The sequence below is a fragment of the Paenibacillus sp. TCA20 genome, from assembly GCF_000732325.1.
GTDB classification, from domain to species: Bacteria; Bacillota; Bacilli; order Paenibacillales; family Paenibacillaceae; genus Paenibacillus; species Paenibacillus urinalis.
Map to the genome: position 1 here is coordinate 605,774 of NZ_BBIW01000001.1, position 16,565 is coordinate 622,338.

At 46.8% G+C, this 16,565-nt stretch carries 12 protein-coding genes; 2 read left to right on the forward strand and 10 right to left on the reverse strand.

Annotated elements, in window-relative coordinates; genetic code table 11:
- Positions 1 to 3 precede the first annotated feature (3 nt).
- The 6 genes from TCA2_RS02840 to TCA2_RS02865 form a co-directional block, all read right to left on the reverse strand.
- Entirely contained in the window at positions 4 to 504 is a 501-nt protein-coding gene (locus TCA2_RS02840) for an Lrp/AsnC family transcriptional regulator (RefSeq protein WP_047910007.1), read from the reverse strand.
- Between the two features lie 172 nt (positions 505 to 676).
- Positions 677 to 1,057 carry a spore coat protein gene (locus TCA2_RS02845; protein ID WP_047910008.1) on the reverse strand — a complete coding sequence of 127 codons (381 nt, stop codon included), beginning with the start codon at positions 1,055 to 1,057 and terminating at the stop codon, positions 677 to 679.
- 16 nt (positions 1,058 to 1,073) lie between these two features.
- On the reverse strand, positions 1,074 to 1,310 hold the full coding sequence (locus tag TCA2_RS02850; protein ID WP_047910009.1) for a hypothetical protein: 237 nt from the start codon (positions 1,308 to 1,310) through the stop codon (positions 1,074 to 1,076).
- Positions 1,311 to 1,453: 143 nt separating this feature from the next.
- The gene (locus tag TCA2_RS02855; protein WP_047910010.1) at positions 1,454 to 2,674 is read right to left on the reverse strand and encodes an MFS transporter; all 1,221 of its coding nucleotides are present in this window, start codon (positions 2,672 to 2,674) and stop codon (positions 1,454 to 1,456) included.
- Between the two features lie 202 nt (positions 2,675 to 2,876).
- Complete coding sequence (locus TCA2_RS02860) at positions 2,877 to 3,494, reverse strand: hypothetical protein (protein WP_047910011.1); 618 nt, start codon at positions 3,492 to 3,494, stop codon at positions 2,877 to 2,879.
- A 148-nt stretch (positions 3,495 to 3,642) separates the two neighbouring features.
- On the reverse strand, positions 3,643 to 6,006 hold the full coding sequence (locus TCA2_RS02865) for an endonuclease MutS2 (RefSeq protein ID WP_047910012.1): 2,364 nt from the start codon (positions 6,004 to 6,006) through the stop codon (positions 3,643 to 3,645).
- A gap of 149 nt (positions 6,007 to 6,155) precedes the next feature.
- Here TCA2_RS02865 and TCA2_RS02870 point away from each other — a divergent pair, with 149 nt between their 5' ends.
- Positions 6,156 to 6,509 carry a phage holin family protein gene (locus TCA2_RS02870; protein WP_047910013.1) on the forward strand — a complete coding sequence of 118 codons (354 nt, stop codon included), beginning with the start codon at positions 6,156 to 6,158 and terminating at the stop codon, positions 6,507 to 6,509.
- A gap of 233 nt (positions 6,510 to 6,742) precedes the next feature.
- Positions 6,743 to 7,126 (forward strand): cytochrome c oxidase subunit II, encoded by a 384-nt coding sequence (locus TCA2_RS02875; protein ID WP_047910014.1) that lies wholly within the window; start codon positions 6,743 to 6,745, stop codon positions 7,124 to 7,126.
- Between the two features lie 66 nt (positions 7,127 to 7,192).
- Here the strand turns inward: TCA2_RS02875 and TCA2_RS02880 are convergent, their stop codons facing one another.
- From TCA2_RS02880 to abc-f, 4 genes are all read right to left on the reverse strand, one after another.
- Positions 7,193 to 10,141, reverse strand: a complete 2,949-nt coding sequence (locus TCA2_RS02880; protein WP_047910015.1) for a hypothetical protein — start codon at positions 10,139 to 10,141, stop codon at positions 7,193 to 7,195.
- A 144-nt stretch (positions 10,142 to 10,285) separates the two neighbouring features.
- Entirely contained in the window at positions 10,286 to 12,736 is a 2,451-nt protein-coding gene (gene pheT / locus TCA2_RS02885) for a phenylalanine--tRNA ligase subunit beta (RefSeq protein WP_047910016.1), read from the reverse strand.
- Between the two features lie 57 nt (positions 12,737 to 12,793).
- Positions 12,794 to 13,828 carry a phenylalanine--tRNA ligase subunit alpha gene (gene pheS / locus TCA2_RS02890; RefSeq protein ID WP_047910017.1) on the reverse strand — a complete coding sequence of 345 codons (1,035 nt, stop codon included), beginning with the start codon at positions 13,826 to 13,828 and terminating at the stop codon, positions 12,794 to 12,796.
- A gap of 454 nt (positions 13,829 to 14,282) precedes the next feature.
- Positions 14,283 to 16,202: a ribosomal protection-like ABC-F family protein gene (gene abc-f, locus TCA2_RS02895; protein WP_047910018.1), complete on the reverse strand. Its 1,920-nt coding sequence runs from the start codon at positions 16,200 to 16,202 to the stop codon at positions 14,283 to 14,285.
- Positions 16,203 to 16,565 lie beyond the last annotated feature (363 nt).

Sequence of the window (16,565 nt, forward strand, 5' to 3'; positions counted from 1 at the left end):
CTTTTATGGCGAAATCAAGAGCCGCTTATCTTCTTGATGCGGTTCAAAAATAATGCCGTCTTGTTTGTATTTCTTCAAAATAAAGTTCGTCTTCGTCGATAGCACTGAATCGATCGGCGACAATTTCTCGGATACAAAATTAGCGACTTCACGCAGATTGCGTCCTTCAATTTCTACAAGAAGATCATAGGCGCCGGACATAAGATACACCGATTTGACCTGTGGATACAAGTAAATACGTTCCGCGATCCCTTCAAATCCTCTGCCGCGTTCCGGTGAGATCTGTACTTCAATCAGGGCGGTTACTTTCTCATCGTCCACTTTGTCCCAGTTCACAACGGTTGCGTATTTAACGATAACATTGTCTTTTTCAAGTTCTGCCACTGCACTCTTCACATCTTCCTCCGTGGCTCCTAGGAGCGTCGCGATCAGGGCAGGGCTTCTTCTTGCGTCTTCTTTGAGTAAATCAAGCACTTTTAATTTCAAATCATTAAGTTCTGTCATGCATTTCCCTCCAGTGGTTATACGGGTCCGCTCTAACGGGCCATGCAACACTTCTTATCGAAGATTAAATATAATATTACATGAATTTATTATTACTGCAAATAAAAAAACCGTATCTCCCTTTAATCAACAGAAGATAACGGCTTTCGAGTGAATCGGACAAATTTCGTTTTTACATATAATTTGGCGTGTGAGCTTCGACGTTGGGCTGTTGTGCGTAGGGAGCATTGCCTGCTGACGCATTCTTAGACTGAAGAAATTGCGTAAGCTCCTGCTTCGTCTGTTTTTGCGTTTGGATCTCCTTGTTCAAATCCATCTGCAGTGCGTTGCCTGGAGCCTGATACATATTGTGCTGCTGCATTGTATTGAATATTTGGCCTTGCAGCTTGAGTGTGTTCATCGTGAGATCGGTGAACATCTGTCTAATGGTAGGACATGCTGCTTCTGTCGTAGCCGTCGTATGCTCTCTTACCGTTCTCTTGAGGTTATCTAAAATGGATTGCATCAGATCGGCTTCGGGCATAAACAATGGATTATTTAGCTGGTTGTTCATCTGTATTCCTCCTTCGTTAATTCATCGGATGTGTCGGTGCCAATGGTTGATGCTGCTCAAGTGCCTGAAGCAGTGTATCTGCATGCTGTTGATGCGTCATGATATGCTGTTCAAGGACTTGCTTGATCGCATGATTCTGAATACTCGCTGCTGTGGCAGCACACTGTTTAATCAGCAAATTTTCATTGGACAATGAATCGCTTATATAACTGAGCTCTTTACCAGTAATGGCCTGCATTTGTTGTGATTGCATAATATCCACCTCCTAAATTAAGTACGGATTAATACTTCCTGCTTAACATTTATCCATTCATAGATTCCCATCAGGAATCCTGCATAGCGCCTTACGTAGCTTGTCCTGACGAACAGATGAATATGTACGCTATGCACAAGATCTCACTTTGCAGGTGAGTTGTTGACGGGCTGAGCTTGTAACAGCCTCCGGATCATAAACCAGCTGAGTACAGGCGATAATCCCAGAATAATCATAAGCCACGTGATCGTCTGCGTAGACTGATTGATCTCAAGAACAATAATGAACATGACAATGCCCACTACTCTTCCGATCGTTAGACAAATTTCACGCAATACGACAAGCTCAACCCGCTTGGATACATTTTCGCCGCTGGTTCCCATTAAATCGAACACCGATGAAATCATAGGCAGAATATACAATGGCATGAAAATCGCTGAGCCGACCCCTTGCAGGAGTAAAGTTCCGTAATTGACGGTCCATAATAGCGGAAGTGTGAATATGAATAACAGAGCAGCCCCGACCAAAGTCCCATAGTAGCGATAAGCCGGCTTATACCATTTTCCAATAACATGGTAACTAACTAACGCCACGAAGGAAGTAATCAGATAAAATTGTCCCAGCTTCGCTTCCTGCGTTGTCGCAATGTATACGAGCAGATTTACCAAGAATGAGAATACACCTTCTCGAATCCCTTGAGCTGCAAGCGCAGGACCTGCCCATCTCCAAGGATTCCCCCTCTCACTTAATTGCTTCACAGGCTCGTTCCAGCTGTAAGTGCCTTCTGTCTTCCTCTTTTTTAAGAAAAAGCTGAATACGACCCCAATGCCAAAGACCAGCATAGAGATCATGAAGATATACTGATACCCTTGATTGGCTACGGACATAGAAATAATCATCCCAGAAATCCAGGGTCCGACAATCCCGACAAATGAACCAATCAAGCCCACCCAGCCGTTGAATAGATCACGATTATCACGATCCGTAACCTCGAAGTAAACGACATTAAAGGCAAGCCAAAATAATCCGAGAGACGCTCCGAGCAGTAACCCTAACGGCCAGATATAACTCACCGCATGCTGATCGAGCCCCAGTACGAGCAAATAGAACACACCGGATAACAAGATACCCAATCGAAGCGCATTCATTTTGTTATGTTCCTTCACCCATTTGCCGGCAAGCCAAAAGGTCAGCACCAGCCCGATTTGCTGACTGATCGTGAACCAGCCGATCATGGCAAAGTCTTGTTTGCTTTTCCATAAAAAAACGTTAAGAAAAGTACCGGATAAAGCACCAGCAAGTACAAACAGACCATTAATAAATAGGAGAAGCCTTGATTGTTTGTCGAGTGGAGTTTTACTCATGTGCTATTCCACCTCCACAAATTTTGTTTGGGCATAAGCATATGCCTGCTGAAACAATCCAATCTTAATATGTCCTTCCCAGTGAAAAAAAACGTTTCGTTCAACGAATTACTATAAATTGGATATTGGCACATAAAAAAGCACATGCTGCGCAAAAGCAGACATGTGCTTATATGTTCATAAATTCGAACTCAATGACTTGTTATTGTGAGCTAAGCCGCTTCACCATACGCAGCCGATCTTCGGTTGCCAGGCTATGTGTCGTCGTGAAGCAAGCAGGACATACATACATATGGATACCAAATGGCGCTTCTAATGGATGAAGTACGGATTTGGCAGGAGCAAATTGATCCTTCATTATCGTCTGTACTCCGGCATGAAGCATGAACTCACGACAGTTTGGACATTCAGGAACTTCTTCTTGATGATCCAATATGGATTGAACATTCTCTCCATACTTTGCCATGTTCAGGCCCGAATCTTCATAGGAATCCAGTGCTCGTACCGATGGAAGAATCGTATCTGTCTCGTCCTCCCACAGATTACTATAATCTTCGTCCGATTCGCTTGCTTGATCAGACTCCGTGTGGAGCAGCTCCTCTTCATCTTCGGTCAGTGTCACATTCAAAGTCCGATATCCTTCTAATGGCTCGGATTTGGAATCACTCTGGTCAGCTTCCTCCTTCATCGCATCTTCTTCTACTTCAACCGTTCCCTCCAGTGTGAGGGGATTGTTACAATAAGGGCACTCCTCTTCAGGTCCTAGCTCCTCATCCCACACAATTTCAGTTTGACACCATGGACATACAGTAGTTTCCACTCGATTTCAACCCTTTCTTCTTATCCCATTCTCATCTTCGCCTATTACCCATTCACCATATACACGATCCCTGCTACGAAAAAAATAACAGCCGCAGCAAACAGGACCCTGATCAAATTTTTCATGGGCGCCTCCTGTAACAAGGTAATTATTTCAATTCAGCAACGGTAACTCCCGTACCGCCTTCTCCGTAGTTGCCTAACCGGTAGCTCTTAACGTTCTTGTGCCTGCGAAGATATTCCTGAATTCCAGAACGGAGAACGCCGGTACCTTTGCCATGAATGAGGTACACCTGGCCCAAATTCGCCATAAAGGCTTCATCAATGAAGCGGTCTGCTTCAACCAGTGCCTCTTCAAGATTTGCACCTCTTAGATCAAGCTCTGATCTGACATGCTCATCCCGTGTACGCTTGACACCTGTTACATGTCTAGTCGCTCCCGCTCCTTGCTTCTGCGCCTGCGGTGTATCGATTAGCTCCAAATCCGTAAGTGCTACTTTCATTTTCATAATGCCAAGCTGAACCATGGCCTCCTTGCCAGCCAATTCAACGACATGACCTTTCTGATTCAAACTGGCAACCTTAACTTCATCACCAAGTTCAATTCTCCGAGCTTGAGCCGCTTTTTTAATTTTTTTCTTGCGCTCGGCTGGTTCGGCATCACTTAATGCTTTTCGTGCGGCGATGAGCTTGTGCTCCTTGACAGAAGCCCCTTCCTCAAGTGCCAGCTTGCGTAGATCACGAATAATTTCCTCAGACTCCTGGCGGGCTTTGGCAATGATCTCCCGAGCCTCCTGCTCCGCCTTCTCTATACGTCTGTCCCGCTGTTCTTCGAGCTTGTTAATCTCCTGCTCATGATGATCACGAAGCTGCTCCAGATCTTTTCTCAGCTTCTCAGCACGTTCCTTCTCCTGCTCTGCTGTCAGACGATTCTGCTCCAGCGAAGCAATCATATGCTCTACCCGTTGATCATCCTCTGTGACTTCCCCGCGGGCATAATCAAGAATATCAGACGGAAGTCCGAGACGCTCTGCAATGGCGAATGCGTTACTTCGTCCTGGTACACCAAGTAATAGTCTGTAGGTCGGACTCAGTGTATTGACATCAAATTCCATACTCGCATTAATAACGCCTTTGCGTTCATATGCATAAGCCTTCAGTTCGCTATAATGTGTCGTCGCAATGAGACGGCAGCCTGTGGAATGAATGTGTTCAAGGATGGCTATAGCAAGTGCAGAGCCTTCAGAAGGATCGGTACCGGCCCCTAGCTCATCAAATAGCACAAGGCTCTTCGGTGTCATTTCCGACAATATTCGAATGATGTTCGTCATATGGCTTGAGAAAGTACTAAGGCTCTGCTCAATGCTCTGCTCGTCACCGATATCGGCATAGATGGCATCAAATACACATAACTGGCTTCCATCCTCGGCGGACACAAACAAGCCGGACATCGCCATCAGACTTAGCAGTCCTACCGTTTTGAGCGTAACGGTCTTACCACCGGTATTGGGACCGGTAATAATAATCGAGGTATACGTATTGCCCAATTCAACATCCGTTGGAACAACGTGATCAATCGATATAAGCGGATGACGACCTTTCTTAAGCTTCATAAAGCCACGGTCATTCATGATCGGCAAGGTTGCTTTCATTTCCCGGGCGAGACGTGCTTTTGCAAAAATAAAATCCAATGTTCCCAGCAAATCGACATCGATGACAAGCAAGTCCGCTTGCTCTCCAACAAGAGCCGTCAATTTCTGCAGAATCACTTCAATCTCACGTTCTTCGCGCATTCGTGTTTCACGAAGCTTGTTATTCATGGCAACAATGGACTCAGGCTCGATAAAGAGTGTAGCACCTGAACCCGATTGATCATGAACAATCCCGCCAAAGTGCGCACGATATTCTGCCTTTACGGGAATAACGAAGCGATCACCGCGAATGGTGACAAGCTGATCCTGAAGCATCTTGGACACCGAAGATGAACGGATCATCGAATCGAGCTTTTCTCTAATCCTGGACTCCCCCGTTCTTAATTCACGACGGATTTGGGACAGATTAGCGCTCGCCGAATCTAATACTTCTGCAGAATCATCAATACATGATTTGATTGCATCCTCGAGCGGTTTTTGTTCAGACAATTGCTCACTCAGGAAGATTAGCTTGTCCATCTGAATTTCTTCCTGCATGCCATCCAGCAGGCGTTTAAGTCTCCGTGCGGTGTGAACCGTATTGTGGATGGAGAGCAGTTCATGGGGACTTAACGTTCCACCGATTCGAGCTCTCTTCACGGCAGAACGAATATCTACAATGCCGGTAAATGACGGTATTCCTTTTAATCGATCCACGTTAACAGCCTGGTCGGTTCCAGACAGCAGATTTTTAACTTCCTCAAGATCGCTGATTGGAACTAAATTTTCAGCGTTGTGTTTACCCATCTCTGTTTGCGTGTATAGAGATAATGTATTTAAAATTTTACGATATTCTAACGTATGCAAAATTTTTGAATCCAATGTGACAACTCCTCTCGGGCTCTATTTGTATTATAGCGAAAGAGCAGGACTTGTGCCATTTGAGAATGATGCCGCACATAAGAAATGCGGGATTGTTACATAATAATATTGCATACGTAGTCTGTTCATCAAAAAAGGAGGACAAAATCATGAATATTTTAGGAGCTATCGTCCGGTTTATTGTAGCCGCAATCGTATTGTTACTTGTTGGCTGGATTGTTCCGGGCTTCTCAGTAGGCGGATTTGGCAGTGCACTGATCTTGGCCATTGTGATCGCTTTGTTAGGCTGGGTCATCGAGAGTATCTTCGGAAAAAGAGTTACTCCATTCGGCCGCGGTATCGTCGGATTCTTGGTGAGTGCGCTCGTCATATGGCTGTCTCAATACATCGTCAGCGATGTGTCCGCGAGCATCCTGGGAGCCATCCTTGCAGCGCTAGTCATCGGGATTATCGACATTTTTGTACCAACCCCGTTTGATGCAGCTAAAGGGAATCGAAAATAAGTAAGCAGATGTGGAATCATCTGACACTCGAAAAAGAAGTCTCCTTATAAGGAGGCGTTTTTTTTCATAAATACAGGTCTCGCCTATTGCGTGATCCATTTAAAGAATTAATTATCGAGCTCTTTACGATTTGTTTGCAAAATTCTCACATAAGGAAATGTACAACCCCTACCTTCTGCGGTATCATGGTAGTGCATTATTCATTTTATCCATTACTTGGGGGGCCTTGTGTTATGAAAAAAGTCAGCTATCTGCTGTTCACCGTGATGCTGCTATTCGTGCTTGCTGCGTGCGGACAAGATTCAGCGAAGGATCAAGGCAGCGGTATTACTGAGCCTGAAGTTGCTGCAAGTGACGAGATCGTCATTAAAGCGACAGATTACGAATTTGATCAACCCGAGTATCGCATCAAAAAAGGGGTTCCTGTTCGTGTCGTATATGAGAATGTAGAAGGAAACCACGGAATTATTGTTCCCGGTCTTAGCCTTCAGCTTGATCGAGATACAACATCCAAGGTCATCACACCGGAAGAAACAGGTGAATTTGAGATTGCTTGTTCTGTATTTTGCGGTACGGGCCATTCCACAATGATATCTAAAATTATAGTCGAAGAATAATGAGCAAATAAGCCTGACCCAGCATCTCGTTAGATGCTGGGTCAGGCTTTTGCTATAATGCATAAATCAGCTCTGATCCTGCTCAATCAGTTCAATCCATTCGTTATACTCTGTCTGTAGCTTCGTGTATTCATCCTGCAGCTGACGATATTCATGTGCCAGATTCTCTGACTTGTCCTGCTGCATCTCACGCTCTACTTCCAGAAGGCGCAGCTGATGTGCTGTTACCTCATATCGTTCTACAACATCCTGGAGCTCGGACTCGAGAGCCTTCTTCTCCCCTTGCAAGGAATTCAAGCTCAATAAGGCAGAATCCTTCTCTCGTTCCAGCTCAGCCAACCGACCATCACCTGCAGCAACTTGCTTCTGCCAGCTGCTGACCTCATCAGCTAATTTGCTGCGATCTTCTTCCCATTCCTGCTGCTGTGCCGCCAGCTTCTCATATCTCGACTGGAATTCCTGCTTCTGATGCAAGGCTTCTTCCTGAAGCAGCATCCAATGCTGTTCTTTATGAGACCACTCTTCGAGCTCAGACATTAAGCTCTTCTCATGTTCATTCCATTGGTTCTGCTCAGCACGCAGTTTGGATACAGCTTCTTCAAGCTCCTCATATTTGAGCTGCCATTCAATAGCTTCTTCCTCCGCTTCATCCAGCAGGGATTGACGTTTCGACATCTGTTCCTTGACTTTGTCATGCTCAGCTTCGATCGCAAGCAATTGCTTGCGAATATTAGCCTGCTCTTGTTCGTATTCAGAAATGAGCTGCTTGTACTGTTGTTCCTGACTTACCGACTGCTCATAATCAGCACGAAGCGCTTCATATTGCTCCTGCAGTTCAGGAAGCTGCTGGGACAGTGCTTCTCGTTCAGACTGTACACGCTTCATCTCAGCAGCGGCATGCTCCAGATCACTGCGCACACTTTGCAGCTCGGCTTGCGTCTCTTCCAATCGTTCAGTCGCTTCAAGGACCTCTGTCTCCAGCGCACTAATCTCTTGTTTATGCTGCTCTGCTGCCATTCTCCAGCTCTTCTCGCTGCCCGACAGCGAAGCAACCTCATTCTGCAATTGTCGTGTTGCTGCATGAGCCTGCTCCAGCACTTTCTGCAGTCGCCGCTGCTCCTGCTCGGCCTTCTCACCCGCCTGCTTAAGACTGGAGATCTCGCGCTGACTCGCCGCATGCTGATCCTGAATCTTACGAAGCTGAGCAGAGCTTGCAGCTTCTTTGTCGATGGCTTCCTGAATTTTGGCCTTAAGCTGCTCAGCTATCTCTTGGGCCTTCGCCGCTTCCTGCTCTGCTGTACGTAGCTTGGCTTGAAGAGACGAGCTGTTATCCTTCACATCGGATATCTGCTGTTCAAGCTCCTGGATTCGGCGAGTATGCTTCGCAATCGTATCCTGCCCTTGTGAAGCATTGGATTCAAGCTCGGAGACGCGAGTCTGCTCCTGCTCCAATCTGCCGTTAAGCTCCTTCAGCTTGTCTTCTTCCTCAGCAAGCTGGGCAAGAGCTTCCTCCAGCTGATTCTCTGCTTCAGCCCGCTCTTCCTCGAGCTGCTTCTGAAGCACTTCAATATCCTGCTCAAGCTTCTGTTCACGCTCATTGTACTTACGCATAAGCTCTTCCTTAACGGAATTCAGCTCTTCGCGATACTGCTCATAAGCTGCTGCTTCAGCTCGCTCTGCTTCCTGAACAGCCATGCTCTCCGCTGCCTTAAGCCGTTCCTCCATCTCGCTCTTCGCTTCGATCAGTCGTTCCTCGTACGCTTCCTTGACTTCGGCAAGATCACTGTCAGCCTGCTGGAGCTGATGATTCAGATCATGAACTGAGTTCTCCAGCTTCTTGATCTGTTCCTCAGCTTGAGACTTGAAGTTGAGGAGTTCTGCACCCTTAGCCTCTTCATCCAGCAGCATTTGTGTTATTTCATCCACCTGCTGCTGTGCTTCAGCTTCGGCCTGAGCCTTAATAGATGCGACTTCTTGAAGCTGCGTTTCCTTGAACGCACTTAACTTCGCTTCTGCTTCCTCCTCTGCTGTGAGGATCCGTGCATCCGCTGCTGTCCGCACTTCTTGAATCTTGATATTTAGCTGTCCAAGCTTATCCTCGCTCGCCTTCAAAGCATTTTTCCATTCCTGCTCCTTGGAACTAAGCGTCTTCTGCCACTCCTGCTCTTTGAGATTCAATTGCTGCTCGAGCTTCGCATACTTCGCTGCTGCTTGGTCGGTTAGTTCCTTCAGCTTTGCCTCATGCTGTTTCTGAAGAGCCGCCTTCTCTGATTGCAGTCTTGATTCTAACTGATTCCGTTCCTGCTGAATCTTGTCTGCTTGTGCTGACTTCTGCTCAAGCTGCTTCCGCAGCTCCCGCTCCTTGGAAGCAGCTTCTTCGATAAGCTTGTTATGCTTCGCTTCCTGCTCTGCAGCTTCATTCTTACGTCTTGCTTCAAACTGCTCTGTCAGCTCTTTCTGCTTCTGCTGAGCCTGCTGCTGCCACTTCTTCTCATTCTGCTGCGAACGATTGAGAAGCTCGTTATAGCTGTGCTCGGCTTTCTTCAGCTCCTCTTCTCGAAGGAGTGTCTTCGACAGCGCCTCTTCCAGCTGCGATTTCAATGTTCGCTGCTCTTCATTACGTACCTTCTCCAGCTGCGCGAGTGCCTGCTGTGCATTTTGCTTCTCTTTATCCAGAGCAGCTCTTGCTTCTTCGAGCTGCTTAAATTTCTCCATCTGCTGTTCATAAGTATCCTGTAGCTTCGACAACTCACTTCCGAGCTGAGTCTTCTCACCGGTTACCATCTTCAGCTCATTCTTGATCTGTTGAACCTGCAAAGATTCCTCAGCCATATGTACTGCAGTCAAGACGGCAAGTCTCGGTGTATCCAGTCTGGAATGGGTCTTGGATATTGCATTCATTCTTTCGTCGACCAGGCTTGCAACCTGTTTCATATATTCGGCACTGCTGCCGACCAATTTATAAGAAGTCCCGTAGATGTCTACGGTGACGCGAGTACGATTAGGTGTAGTCACAGTTGTGCCCTCCTTCATGTCTGTCTTGTTGATTCTAAGTTGAAAAAAAATCACATCGAACCTTGATGTTTAAGGATTCGATGTGACTTAGGGCAATTCCTGCAATTTTTTTCTCAAAAAATAAAGGGTAAATCAGGAAAAAACTTATTTGCGAAGTTCAGCCCCGGTTTTATCGGACAGATCCGTCAGCACCTTCGTATGAACTGCCGTAATTTCCTCTTCAGTCAGGGTGTGATCCTTGTGACGATATGTTAGTGCAAGGGCAATACTCTTCTTGCCTTCTCCCACTTTCTCCCCTGTATAAATATCGAATACTTGTACCGATTGAAGCAATTCACCAGCAGACTCCCGGATCGAAGACATCAAGACGCCGGCCTCTACCGATTGCTCTACAACCACTGCAATATCACGGGAAACTGCAGGGAAGCGCGGCAGCTCACGATAAACTAGCGGAGGAAGAGCCTCATCATACAAGGCTTCAAGGGACAATTCCGCTATATACGTATCTCCTAGATCGTAGGCCAGCTGAAGCTCAGGATGGACTTGACCGAGTGTTCCTACGAGCACCTGCTCCTCACCGGAAATCTTCAGATATATGGAAGCCGACCGTCCCGGATGATAGTCCTTCGGCTGATTCGCAGCGTAGCTGATCTGACCTTCAAGTCCGAGGTATGCAAATATGGATTCCACAGCACCTTTAAGATCAAAGAAATCGACCTTCTCAGCTGTAATATTCCACTGCTTCTCAATGCGATTACCGGACAAGAGCAGAGACAGCACTGGAATTTCCTTAGGCTGCTTCGTCAGTGTCTCTTCTTCTGTATAAAAAACACTGCCGATCTCAAACAGCGCGAGACTCTCCTGCTTGCGGTTACGGTTGTACTGTGCTGCCTCCAGCATTTGTGGAAGTGCGCTAGTTCTCAGTACACTGAGCTCTTCGCTCATCGGCATAGCAAGCTTCACTGACTGGCTGCCTGCCGTCAAGGCTGAAAATAGTGTCGACCGCTCCGGATTAACGAAGGAGTAACTGATCATCTCCTGATATCCTGCGTTTGACAAAAGGCCACGCAGCGCTCTGCGGATGAGCTGCGGCTTCGTCAGTGATCCCGCAGTCGTAGGTCCTTCAATTACCGTTGTTGGAATATGATCGTATCCGTATAGACGGGCAACCTCTTCAATAAGATCCACATCCCGCGTAATATCTCCCCGGCGTGTTGGAACAGTGACAAGAAGCTCGTTCTCTTGAGCCGTCTCATAGGTGAAATGCAGGCGATCAAAAATCGCATGAATTTCCTCAGCAGAGAGCGATGTACCCAGATAGTTATTTACTTTGGTCACAGAGAGAGCAATCACTCGCTCTTCATTGGAGCCTGCTGTGGACTCCACAATTCCCGGATGCACATTTCCTCCAGCATAAGCACTGATCAGTGATGCAGCACGGTTCAATGCAGGAATGACAGAACCAGGATCTACATTTTTCTCAAAACGAAGACTGGATTCTGAACGCAGTCCGAGTTCGCGGGATGTCTTGCGAACCGTGGTGCCGTCGAACTTAGCTGATTCCAATAAGATATTAGCTGTATCACTCGTAACTTCGGAATTCTGTCCACCCATTACACCGGCAATTGCGACCGGTTTAGCACCATCTGTAATCAGCAGCATCGTGTCTTTCAGTTTACGTTCCTGGTCGTCAAGCGTAATCATCGTTTCGCCTTCGGTTGCTCGGCGAACGACGATACTGCCTCCCGACAGCTGATCCGCATCAAATGCATGCAGCGGCTGGCCATATTCGAGCATAACGTAGTTGGTAATATCCACGATGTTATTAATCGGGCGGATACCGGCTGCCATCAGACGATTTTGCATCCATAGCGGAGATGGCTTAATCGATACACCGCTAATATATCTAGCCGAGTAATGAGTGCATAGCTCAGGAGCATCGACTTGAACGGAGATATGGTCTGCTGCCGCTGAGCCAGACTCTTTAAGATCTGCTTCCGGTGCTGGCAATGTAATATCTCTGCTCAAGATGGCACTAACCTCGTAAGCAGCTCCAATCATAGATAATGCATCTGAACGGTTTGGCGTAAGATCGAGCTCAAGTACATGGTCATTAAGACCCAGTACCTGCTCAATCGGTGTACCTACTTCAAGCTCAGCCGGCAGTACGAGGATTCCTTCCTGCAGCTCTTTAGGCAAGAGCTTGTCATTTAGTCCGAGCTCTTTGGCAGAACAGATCATCCCTTGGGACAGGGCGCCGCGCAGCTTGGCTTTTTTTATTTCTAGACCGCCGGGCAATTTCGCTCCGACAAGAGCGACAGGAACTTTCTGGCCTGCGTCTACATTTTTTGCTCCACATACGATCTGAAGCTCTTCCCCAAGTCCTGCATCGACTTTACAAATGTTCAGCTTATCCGCATCTGGATGCTTCTCCTTGCTAATTACGTAGCCGACGACAACTTTGGTCACACCTTGATTTCGATTTTCTACAATATCAATTTCAATTCCCGCACGTGTGATGCGCTCAGCCAAATCCTGAGGTGCAACACCCTCTAGAGAAATATAATCAGATAACCATTCTGTTGATACTCTCACGTTACGATCACTTCCTTCTATTTATATAAGCTTCTAATTCAGTCTGTTGAAAGGGTATTATAATCTGGCAAATTGCTTCAGGAATGAGAGGTCACTGTTATAGAAATGACGAATATCATCAACTCCATATTTCAGCATTGCGATCCGTTCTACACCCATACCAAATGCAAAGCCGCTGTATTCCTTAGGATCATAGCCGCCCATCTCAAGTACGTTAGGATGAACCATACCCGCTCCTAGAATTTCAATCCAGCCGGTTTGTTTACACAAACGACAGCCAGCTCCTCCGCACTTGATACAGGTAACATCGACCTCAACACTAGGCTCGGTAAATGGGAAGAAGCTTGGACGAAGACGAATCTCTGTATGTGCTCCGAACATTTCACGCACGAACTGGAGCAATGTACCCTTCAGGTCACTCATCCGAATGTTTTTACCGACGACAATTCCTTCTACCTGATGGAACTGGAAGGAATGCGTAGCATCATCATCATCGCGCCGATATACTTTACCTGGAACAATGACCTTCACAGGGGATTCACCTTGCATTGCAAGCATGGTACGAACCTGTACAGGAGAAGTATGTGTACGCATCAGAATATCTTCTGTAATGTAGAAGGAATCCTGCATGTCACGGGCCGGATGATTCTTCGGCAGGTTGAGCGCTTCAAAGTTGTAATAGTCCGTTTCGACCTCTGGACCCTCAGCGACCTGATACCCCATACCGACAAAGATATCCTCAAGATCCTGGATAACCTTCGTTAATGGATGGAGCCCGCCTTCTGGCAGACGACGTCCCGGCAGCGTAATATCGATCGTTTCCTTCGCCAGGCGCTTCTCGGTTTCTGCTCTTTGAAATGCTTCCTGCTTCTCTTCAATTACAGCTTCGATTGCACCACGAACGTCGTTTGCCACCTGTCCAATGACCGGACGTTCCTCTGCACTCAGTGCTCCCATACCACGCAAAATTTCAGTAAGCGCACCTTTTTTACCTAAATATTTCACCCTTATATCGCCAAGTGCCTGTGCATCATTTACGCCTGCCAGCTCAGCAAGCGCATCATTCTTCAAAGCTTCCAATCTTTCTTTCATGGCGTTCAGCAGCCTCCTTCAATTGCCCTAAGATTTTGTTCAACAAAAAAAGGCCTTCTCTCCCGATGAAGGGACGAAAAGACCGTGGTACCACCCTTGTTAGATTCATGTACAGCTGTTCATATAGCTATCTATCCTCAGCCATATCCGCTCTACGATTTCAATCTCACTTTAGCACGTTCATAACGGGACGTGAACCGGTATCCTCTACTGACATACAAGGTATAAAGTACATACTGTCCATACCCTGTCTAATGTTCAAGGAACTGCTCCGGAGCGAACTTCGACAGCCTGATTTCGTAGAAACGCTCTCAATCTCTGGCGCTTCCTCCCTGTTCAAAGGCACTGTGTACTCTTCTCCATCTAAGCATTTGATTCGTTTAAGTCTTGCCTAGTTTGCTACATTATTATACGCAAATGCGTCTTCACTCGCAAGCCCCACAACCAAAATAGGCTATCCTCTCTCTTTGGAAGACCGCTTTTCCTTCTTTTGCAAGGCTGCCAGCTGTGAACGTATCTCCCGAATCTCTTGCAGTGTAGCACTGTCCATATAATAAGATTCAACATTTGCCCGTTGCCCGGAGTTCACTTGATCGTAACTAGACCCTGTCAGCAGTTCATTCAAACGATGCTGCAGCTGAATCCGCAGGTCTTCCTCCTCACGATCCTCCGGCGTTTCACTCTTTCTAGCCAAATGCTCCTCGTATTCCTGTACCGTCCCATCGAATATGCGTAAAGGCTCATGCTTACCCATGTGGAGCAGCTGATTAGCCAGCTTACGGACAAGTGTCCGATCGTGAGATACAAATACGAACGAGCCCTCGTAATTCAGCAGCGCTTCCTCCATGACTTCTCTAGTGTCAATGTCCAGATAATTGGTAGGCTCATCAAGAACGAGCAGGTTAGAACCGCTGAAGTACAGCCTTATAAAAGCAGCTCTGCATTTCTCACCCATGCTCAGCTCTCCAATCTTCTTGAACACGTCATCCCGTGAAAACAAGAAATTACCCAGCATGGTCCGCGCTTCTGTTTGTGTCATGAACGGATTAATGAGCAAGCTGTCGAGCAAAGTCATCTCTGGCTGTAGACCTTCAAGCTCCTGCGAGAAATAACCTATTTTGGTCTTGGGATGATGGTTCACCTCTCCTTTTTGCGGAGACAACTCGCCGGTGATCAGCTTTAACAGTGTCGTTTTCCCAGCACCATTCACGCCTTGGAGAGCAATCCTCTTCCCACGCTCAACGACCAGGTTAATCCCGGAGAATACAGGGGTTTGAGCGGCAGGGTAAGTGTACTCCACGTCTCTGAGCTGTAAAAATGTCCTTGCGCCAAATTCGCCATCCTTTAAATCTACACTGACTTTAGGACCCTCGCGCGGCTTCTCAACCCGCTCTCCCTCGAGCCTTTCAAGCTGCTTCTGCTTCGCGTGATATCTTGATATATTTTTGTTTGCCCTTGCCTTGTAATAACTCGCTGCTATTCTTGACTCGGTTACATTCCCTGCATTTCGGTGCGATATCTTAAACCATTCCTGGTATTTACGGATGGACTCCTCCAACGCCTGCTTAGCAAGCTCCTGCTGACGATATTTCGTCGCCTGCTCTCTGCGCTCGCGCTCCTTCTGCAGCTTATATTCCTCATAGCCTCCTGGATATTTATGAGTCCCCTCTGGAGTGAGCTCACAGATACTCGTGGCTACCCGATCTAAAAAAGTCCGGTCATGTGAGACAAAAACAAGGGTGCCTGAATAAGACAATATCCAGCCTTCCAGCCAGACCATGCTCTCATGATCGAGATGATTGGTCGGTTCATCAAGAATAAGCAGCCTCGGTTTTCTCGTTAACAGTGCTGATAGGCGCAGCCTGGTCTTCTGACCTCCACTTAGTGAGCTAAAGGAGCGTTCCCATAATTCTTCTCCAATACCGAGATGTGTCATCATTCGCTCAAGCTCCGCCTCTTTAGAATAACCACCGAAGGCTTCATATTGCTCAAGGATCTCTCCATAGCGTTGAAGCAAATCGGGAGAAGGATCAGGTTCAGAGGCGAGCTGTTCCTCGACCTTCTGAAGATCCATTTTTAATACTCCCCAAGTTCCGCTCTCTACATAGGCAATCTGCTTAACACTCAGATGTTCCTCCGGTTTAAAGTCCTGACGCATAAATCCGATTTCCTCAGACTCAAGATGGACGGTTAATGTACCTTCCGTCGGCTGTTCACTGCCTGTCAGAATATTTAGCAGCGTCGTCTTGCCACAACCATTCCGTCCAAACAGAGCAATACGCTCATTCTCATTAACCTCCATATTGACATGTCCGAACAATTTCTTTCCGTTCCAATCCTTACTAATCTCACGCATATGAATAAGTGTTGTCATACCGTATCTCCCTCTTTCTGTACAAAAGCTAAAACACCGCAGGCAAGGAGCCTGCGGCTTAGACGTTCATCTATAGAAGAAGCGTACTTTGGAGGATAGGAGGACAGGTAAAGATACACCTGCGGTACGTGAGCAAGCAGAGCTGACCGGTTCAAGTCCAGCACGAGGCCACGGATCAGACAGCACAAATAACCACACGTATCCTATCAGTAGAAATAAGCACACTTGTCCCTAGATACGTCAGCCGCATACAGCTAACCTGCTTCACCATCGGTTTACAGTTATCTCCAGGATTTCGTGTGTTTTACTCCATGATACGTGTGGTTACCTCTCATTCATCATAATTGTTCCTAGTATAGCATG

Excerpts from the sequence above, each read along its gene's own strand:
- TCA2_RS02875 (WP_047910014.1), top strand. The coding sequence starts at position 6,743 with ATGAAAAAAGTCAGCTATCTGCTGTTCACCGTGATGCTGCTATTCGTG.
- TCA2_RS02840 (WP_047910007.1), bottom strand. The coding sequence starts at position 504 with ATGACAGAACTTAATGATTTGAAATTAAAAGTGCTTGATTTACTCAAA.
- TCA2_RS02870 (WP_047910013.1), top strand. The coding sequence starts at position 6,156 with ATGAATATTTTAGGAGCTATCGTCCGGTTTATTGTAGCCGCAATCGTA.
- pheS (WP_047910017.1), bottom strand. The coding sequence starts at position 13,828 with ATGAAAGAAAGATTGGAAGCTTTGAAGAATGATGCGCTTGCTGAGCTG.
- abc-f (WP_047910018.1), bottom strand. The coding sequence starts at position 16,202 with ATGACAACACTTATTCATATGCGTGAGATTAGTAAGGATTGGAACGGA.
- TCA2_RS02845 (WP_047910008.1), bottom strand. The coding sequence starts at position 1,057 with ATGAACAACCAGCTAAATAATCCATTGTTTATGCCCGAAGCCGATCTG.
- TCA2_RS02855 (WP_047910010.1), bottom strand. The coding sequence starts at position 2,674 with ATGAGTAAAACTCCACTCGACAAACAATCAAGGCTTCTCCTATTTATT.
- TCA2_RS02850 (WP_047910009.1), bottom strand. The coding sequence starts at position 1,310 with ATGCAATCACAACAAATGCAGGCCATTACTGGTAAAGAGCTCAGTTAT.